At 50.2% G+C, this 6,098-nt stretch carries 7 protein-coding genes; 2 read left to right on the top strand and 5 right to left on the bottom strand.

The genetic code is table 11. The annotated features are described in order from the left end of the window. Positions 1-53: 53 nt before the first annotated feature. Positions 54-554 (bottom strand): SprT family protein, encoded by a 501-nt coding sequence (locus tag H583_RS34970; protein ID WP_036711651.1) that lies wholly within the window; start codon positions 552-554, stop codon positions 54-56. A 159-nt stretch (positions 555-713) separates the two neighbouring features. Here H583_RS34970 and H583_RS0131200 point away from each other — a divergent pair, with 159 nt between their 5' ends. Together H583_RS0131200 and cmpA are read left to right on the top strand one after the other, a co-directional pair. After that, a complete protein-coding gene (locus H583_RS0131200) occupies positions 714-1,067 on the top strand; it encodes a hypothetical protein (RefSeq protein WP_028563904.1) in 354 nt (117 codons plus the stop codon). Positions 1,068-1,151: 84 nt separating this feature from the next. Beyond that, on the top strand, positions 1,152-1,298 hold the full coding sequence (gene cmpA, locus H583_RS36995; protein WP_154666042.1) for a cortex morphogenetic protein CmpA: 147 nt from the start codon (positions 1,152-1,154) through the stop codon (positions 1,296-1,298). Positions 1,299-1,406: 108 nt separating this feature from the next. Here the strand turns inward: cmpA and H583_RS0131190 are convergent, their stop codons facing one another. From H583_RS0131190 to H583_RS0131175, 4 genes are all read right to left on the bottom strand, one after another. After that, entirely contained in the window at positions 1,407-2,048 is a 642-nt protein-coding gene (locus H583_RS0131190) for a nitroreductase family protein (RefSeq protein ID WP_028563903.1), read from the bottom strand. Between the two features lie 346 nt (positions 2,049-2,394). Continuing rightward, on the bottom strand, positions 2,395-2,835 hold the full coding sequence (locus H583_RS0131185) for an RrF2 family transcriptional regulator (RefSeq protein ID WP_036711648.1): 441 nt from the start codon (positions 2,833-2,835) through the stop codon (positions 2,395-2,397). A 238-nt stretch (positions 2,836-3,073) separates the two neighbouring features. Further along, a complete protein-coding gene (locus tag H583_RS0131180) occupies positions 3,074-5,323 on the bottom strand; it encodes a Tex family protein (RefSeq protein ID WP_425414549.1) in 2,250 nt (749 codons plus the stop codon). Positions 5,324-5,459: 136 nt separating this feature from the next. After that, positions 5,460-6,098, bottom strand: a complete 639-nt coding sequence (locus H583_RS0131175; RefSeq protein WP_028563900.1) for an MBL fold metallo-hydrolase — start codon at positions 6,096-6,098, stop codon at positions 5,460-5,462.

Genomic DNA, 6,098 nt, shown 5'->3' with positions numbered 1-6,098 from the left:
GCTATCCAGAGGCCTTCTGGTAACAGAGACCTTCATTTTAACAAGTGACATTTTCATAGCACAATTAGAGTGACATTTTCACAGACGTTTGACAGCACCTTTAATAATAATATACCGCGGCAGCGCCCGCAGGCATATTTGCGGGGATCTGTCTTTCTTTTTCGAAAATACTGCTGTCCACATGCCTTGCAAATCAGCATATAGCGATAAGGCTGTGCCTTGCGCTCCGTTCTCGTTCCCGGAAGGGACTGACAATACCTTGAGCCCCCTACCTTGGCCAACAGCAGCTTGAAGTCCTCATCCCGGTGCTGATATCCTCTGCCCAGCAAATGCAAATGGTAGTGGCACAGCTCATGCTTGATAATCTTCTCCGTCTCCTCCACGCCAAAGCTGTCCAGCTGATGAGGATTGATTTCAATATTATGCGACCTTGTAAAATATCTTCCGCCAGTCGTCCTAAGCCGTGAATTAAAAGTCGCTTTATGCTTGAATGGCAAGCCGAATGATTCAATGGATACTTTCTCCACCCATTGTTGAAGCATTTCATCATTCACCGTTAATCTCCCCCAAACTACTTGAATTTATAAAGCTATTTGCGCTAAACTGTCAAGTGAGGATTTTCACTTGTTTCTTTGGAGACAAGCTGCCTTATTACGTCTGATTTGTATATTTTCAAACAAATGAACGATTACCCGGGGGGAGTCATTTCAGTTATGCCAACGATGAGATATATTCTAATGAAGGGCGAGCACAACCTGTCTTTTGTTGAAATGCCCGAAACCCATGCCTATCAGCTTAGTGCGCTAAATCTCCGTCTTCATAAAGAAATCGACAAGCTGACCGCCGATAACATCCCACAGCTTCCTTATGCCATCGCAGAATGCGCGGATGTCGAAATTCATGACCCGTCTGTGGTCATTAAAGGCGGCTTGGACTACATTAACGAGCTTGAAAAGGATTTCGCCGGCATTCAGGAAAAATCCTACCCGCTCATTTCTCTGCTCACCGAAATTCGGGCCCTGCAAGCCCAATTGGAGCAGTGGTACGAGGAAGAAGCGGAATTGTAGAATTTTATCGGACCTGCACGGATATTCGCCCTGCTCCATATGATTAAGGATATAATTATCCATCTTCGGAGGAGGGCGATCTGTATGCCGCAATGGCTTTGCAATCAGTTAATGCGGGCATTCATCAAGAAGGACCGCCGGCAGATTCGTTTACTCAATGATTGCTGGTTCTTTTACCGTACCAAATCAGCAGATGCCGGCAAGCATAAATCTGCCGGTTTTATGCCATAGCCGTGGAAGCAATCCGTTAACAAAAAAGCCTGTATTCCCCTCTACTGCTTCGCAGCAGGCAGGAATACAGGCTTTTTTTCATATGTTCAACAGCTCAGCATCAATGGATTAGAATGATTCCCAAGTTGTTACTTCGTCTACAGACAAACGCACGGATTTACGCGCTTCGCCAACAGCCTTGCCGACCGGAATAAGCATAACCGGCTTGAGGTTGGCAGGAACATTAAAGGCTTCAACGAATTTATCTGCATCATAACCGCCCATCGGTACGGTATCCAGTCCTCTCGCTTTGGCCGCCAGCATCAGCTGCATGGAGATAAGTCCGCCATCGATGAGTGCTGTATTATGATAACGCTCAGGCTGCTCGCCATAGAATCCGGCAAGACGGGCGGTATAAGCTTTCACCATCTCTTCAGGCATATAGCCATTATCAACTGTACGGCCATAGATCAATTCAGCCTGCTTGAATCCTTCAAGGTCAGCCAATACTGCAACTACAATGGAAGCCTGAACGACCTGCTGCTGGTTATTGGCAATCGGCAGCAGTTTCTCTTTTGAAGCCTGATCCTGAATAACCAGGAAGCGCCATGGTTGAAGGTTTGAAGAAGACGGGGACAAAATGGCATCTTCTAACAGACTGCGGATTTCCTCTTCAGACATTTTATAAGACGGGTCATAGCTGCGGAACGAATGACGCTCTCGAATAACCTCAAAAAAATCTGCCTTTTTCACTTCTACTTCATTACTCATTTCTCTTCAATCCTCTCCATTGTTTAATTGGACAAGAACCGCAAGGCTGCGGGCCTACGGCTCTAACTCCGGCTCACGGAATATTGCCGCCTGATTCGGAACATGATCCCCAAGCAGCTATTCACGCTTATCTATACTTTTTCAATCCAGGTCATGCAACATACCAGCAAAACTGCAGAAACTAAAGTCAATCTGTGAAATAATAATCACAGTTACTCTCAAAAAATATATTCCACGAAACCTTGCCTCAGAGAGGTTAACTGTTGCATATATTGCACAGTATATGCCGAAAGCCAACCCCTGTCAACTACAATATTTGCAGATGCAATATTTACAATTGCGATTATTACAGGTTGATACGATCAGCCAGATCAGCCAGTGTATGGCGCTCCAATACGTCCATAACCTGATTGTCAATTTCTTCTGCAATGTCTGAAAATGCCGCTTTCATATCCTGCCCGAATGAATGGATGCCTGTTGAATCAATCATTCCATTGCTAAGCGGCTCGCCCACACGCAGGGAACGATAAATCTCTGCAAGTGTAATGTCCTCCGCTGCTCTTTTAAGCCTATAGCCGCCATCCCGACCTTCTCTCGTTTCCAAAATATTTTCCCGGGCCAAGGTTGCCAAAATGCGCCGAAGCACAGTTGGCTCAGAGTGCAGCTTCTCAGCAATAACGGAGCTTGGACAGGTAGAGCAATTTCTAGACAGTACAACAAGCGCCTGGAGTGACAAGCCAAACCATTTATGGTTAAGCGCGGCGCTGCACTTTTCTTCTCTTCTCATCCTGATCGCCCCCATCCTGTCTGATTAAAATAATTCCTATCTGATATTTTTATTAATTCTAGCCTATTCCGCGCAAACGGGCAAGCGTAAACGGCTTTGCTGTCCTTTAACAGACAACAGCTTCGTGTCGCTTAGAAATATAAGCCGGTGATAAAAGTGAAACTTATACTTGCTTATATTCAAGAGAAACAGGCCTTTTAACTGCAAAAGACCTGTTTCTCCCGTTATTCATTTGCCTCTAGTCCGGCTTGCGCATCGTCAGACTGACACGCCCTTTTTTCGGATCAACACCGAGCACCCACACTGTGACATTATCTCCGACAGAAACAACATCCATTGGATGCTTGACATATTTATTACTAAGCTGCGAAATATGAACCAAACCATCATTTTTAATGCCGATATCCACAAAGGCGCCAAAATCGATTACGTTCCGCACGGTGCCCTGGAGCTCCATCCCCGGCTGCAAATCCTCCATCTGAAGTACGTCAGTATGGAAAATCGGCGGCGGCAGCTCCTCCCGGGGGTCGCGCCCCGGACGCAGCAGGCTGTCCACGATATCACGCAGTGTCGGCACGCCAACACCAAGCTGTGCTGCCAGCGCTTCCGCATCAAGTCCGTGCATCTTCTCTGTCAACTCCGCTGTACCCAATTGGTCGAACTTAAGGCCAAGCTCCTTGAACAGCAAATCAACTACCTTATAGGATTCCGGGTGAATCGGCGTACGGTCGAGCGGATTTTTGCCTCCAGGCACACGCAGGAAGCCGATACATTGCTCATACGACTTGGCCCCGAGCCGCGGCACCTTCTGAAGCTGCTTGCGGTCGCTGAACTTGCCGTTCTCCTCACGGTACTTCACGATGTTTTTGGCAATTGTAGCATTGACACCCGCCACATAGGAGAGCAGTGACGGAGACGCCATGTTAACATCAACTCCGACATGGTTAACTGCCGATTCCACAACCCCGCCCAGGCTTTCATCCAGACGCTTCTGGCTGACATCGTGCTGATACTGGCCGACTCCGATTGCCTTCGGCTCAATTTTGACCAGTTCGGCCAGCGGGTCCTGCAGCCTGCGGGCAATGGAAACCGCGCTTCGCTCGGCAACATCCAGGGACGGGAACTCCTCCTGAGCCAGCTTGGATGCTGAATAGACGCTTGCTCCGGCTTCATTGACAATAATATATTTCAGCTCGCCGCCGCGGCCTCCCTTGCCCTTGCGTCCGCTGATCAGGCCCGCGATGAACTGCTCCGTTTCTCTGGAGGCTGTCCCGTTCCCGATGACAATCAGCTCCACTCCGTACTTGTCAATCATCGCATTAATCGTCTTAGAGGCCTGCTCCACCTTATTGTTCGGCGGAGTCGGGTAAGTAACATCCACCTCCAGCAGCTTGCCTGTATCATCAACTACCGCGAGCTTGCAGCCTGTCCGGAATGCAGGGTCGACACCAAGCACGACATGGCCGTGAATCGGCGGCTGCAGGAGCAGATTGCGCAGGTTGGCAGAGAAGATCTGTATGGCATGCTCCTCCGCCTTCTCTGTGAGCTCCCCGCGCACCTCACGCTCAATAGAAGGGGCGAGCAGCCGCTTATACGCGTCATGAATGACCTCTTGCAGCACACTCACAATGGACGGGGCCGTATGCATGCGCACGATCTGCCGGTTGATATAATCGTGAATCCGTCCCGCATCAACATCCAGCGTCACACGCAGCACATCTTCACGCTCTCCCCGGTTAATCGCAAGCACCCGGTGCGGCGGCAAGCGCTTGACCGGCTCCTGATAGCTGTAATACATCTCATAGACGCTCTCTGCCTCAGCGTCCCGGGCTTCCGTCCGCAGTATCCCCTGATCCTGCGTAAATTTGCGCACCCAGGCCCGGATCGCTGCATCATCCGCCAGATTTTCCGCCAAAATATCCATGGCTCCCTGCAAGGCTTCCTCTGCTGTAGCCACACCTTTTGTTTCATCGACATAAGCAGCGGCCTCTACCACCGGCTCTCCCTGCTTTGGCTGCGAATAGAGCCAGTCAGCGAGCGGCTCCAGCCCTTTTTCACGGGCCACGCTGGCTCTTGTTTTACGTTTTTGGCGGTAAGGACGGTACAGGTCTTCAACCTCCTGCAGCTTCACCGACTTCCCGATTGCAGCCTGAAGCTCGTCCGTCAGCTTGCCCTGTTCGGCTATGAGACGGATTACCTCCCGCTTGCGGTCCTCCAGATTGTTCAAATACTGCAGCCGCTCCTCGATGCTGCGCAGCGCATTCTCATCCAGCTCCCCGGTCATCTCCTTGCGGTAACGGGCGATAAAGGGAATCGTATTCCCCTCTACAAGCAGTCCGACAGCCGCCTTTACCTTGGAGACGGGAATTTGCAGCTCAGCTGCAATCTGTTTCTCAATTTGCTGCTGCAGGGCAGCTTTCTGCTCTGCTGTCAGTTCAGCTTTCCCTTGCTCCTGCAATTCCTCATCCACTGCATTCGTCTTGGTCAAATGTATTGCACCATCCTTTAGCCAAATTCTGCGTTTGCATAAACTTTGATTTCAATAGTGTACCGAATGAAACAAAAAGCCGTCAAATGGACAAGCCTCCCTTGTCGGTTTGACGGCTGATATCATCTTGTTGTTATCATTGCTTGGCGACGTACGGATTATGAAGCATCTCGTAGCCGATCGTCGTCTGCGGGCCATGTCCGGGATAGACCCGGGTCTCTGGTGCAAAGGTGTACAGCTTGCCGCGGATGGAGTCGAACAAGTCCCGTTCATTGCCTCCCGGCAGGTCGGTTCGTCCCACAGATTGACGGAACAGCACGTCTCCGGAGAACAGATGCCCGCCACACAGGAAGCTCACGCTGCCAGGGGAATGTCCTGGTGTGTGATAGACACGGAATTCCAGCCCGATCAGCTTGAGCAGTTGCCCCTCGTCCAGCGCAAACTCTGCCGGCTCGGTAGACAGAGGGCTCGTTACATCACTCCATCTCATAGAGCCGTTCTTCCGGGGATCTGTCAGCCATTCAGCCTCCAGGTCGTGAATGTATACCGGACAGTTGCAAGCTTTGCGAACCTCATCGACTCCGCCCATGTGGTCGAAGTGGGCATGGGTCAATAAAATCGCTTCGACTTTCAATTCCCGCTCCTTCACCTTGTCCAGCAACTTCCCGGGATTCATCCCGGGATCAATAATAATGGCCTCACGGCCCGCTTCAGAAGAGATCAGATAACAGTTGGTCTGAAGCGGGCCCAGCGAAAATACATCGATCTTCATCAT

The sequence above is a fragment of the Paenibacillus pinihumi DSM 23905 = JCM 16419 genome (assembly GCF_000422505.1).
GTDB classification, from domain to species: Bacteria; Bacillota; Bacilli; order Paenibacillales; family Paenibacillaceae; genus Paenibacillus_D; species Paenibacillus_D pinihumi.
Note: the sequence above shows the minus strand (reverse complement) of the source record. Positions and strands in the feature narration are given on the sequence as shown.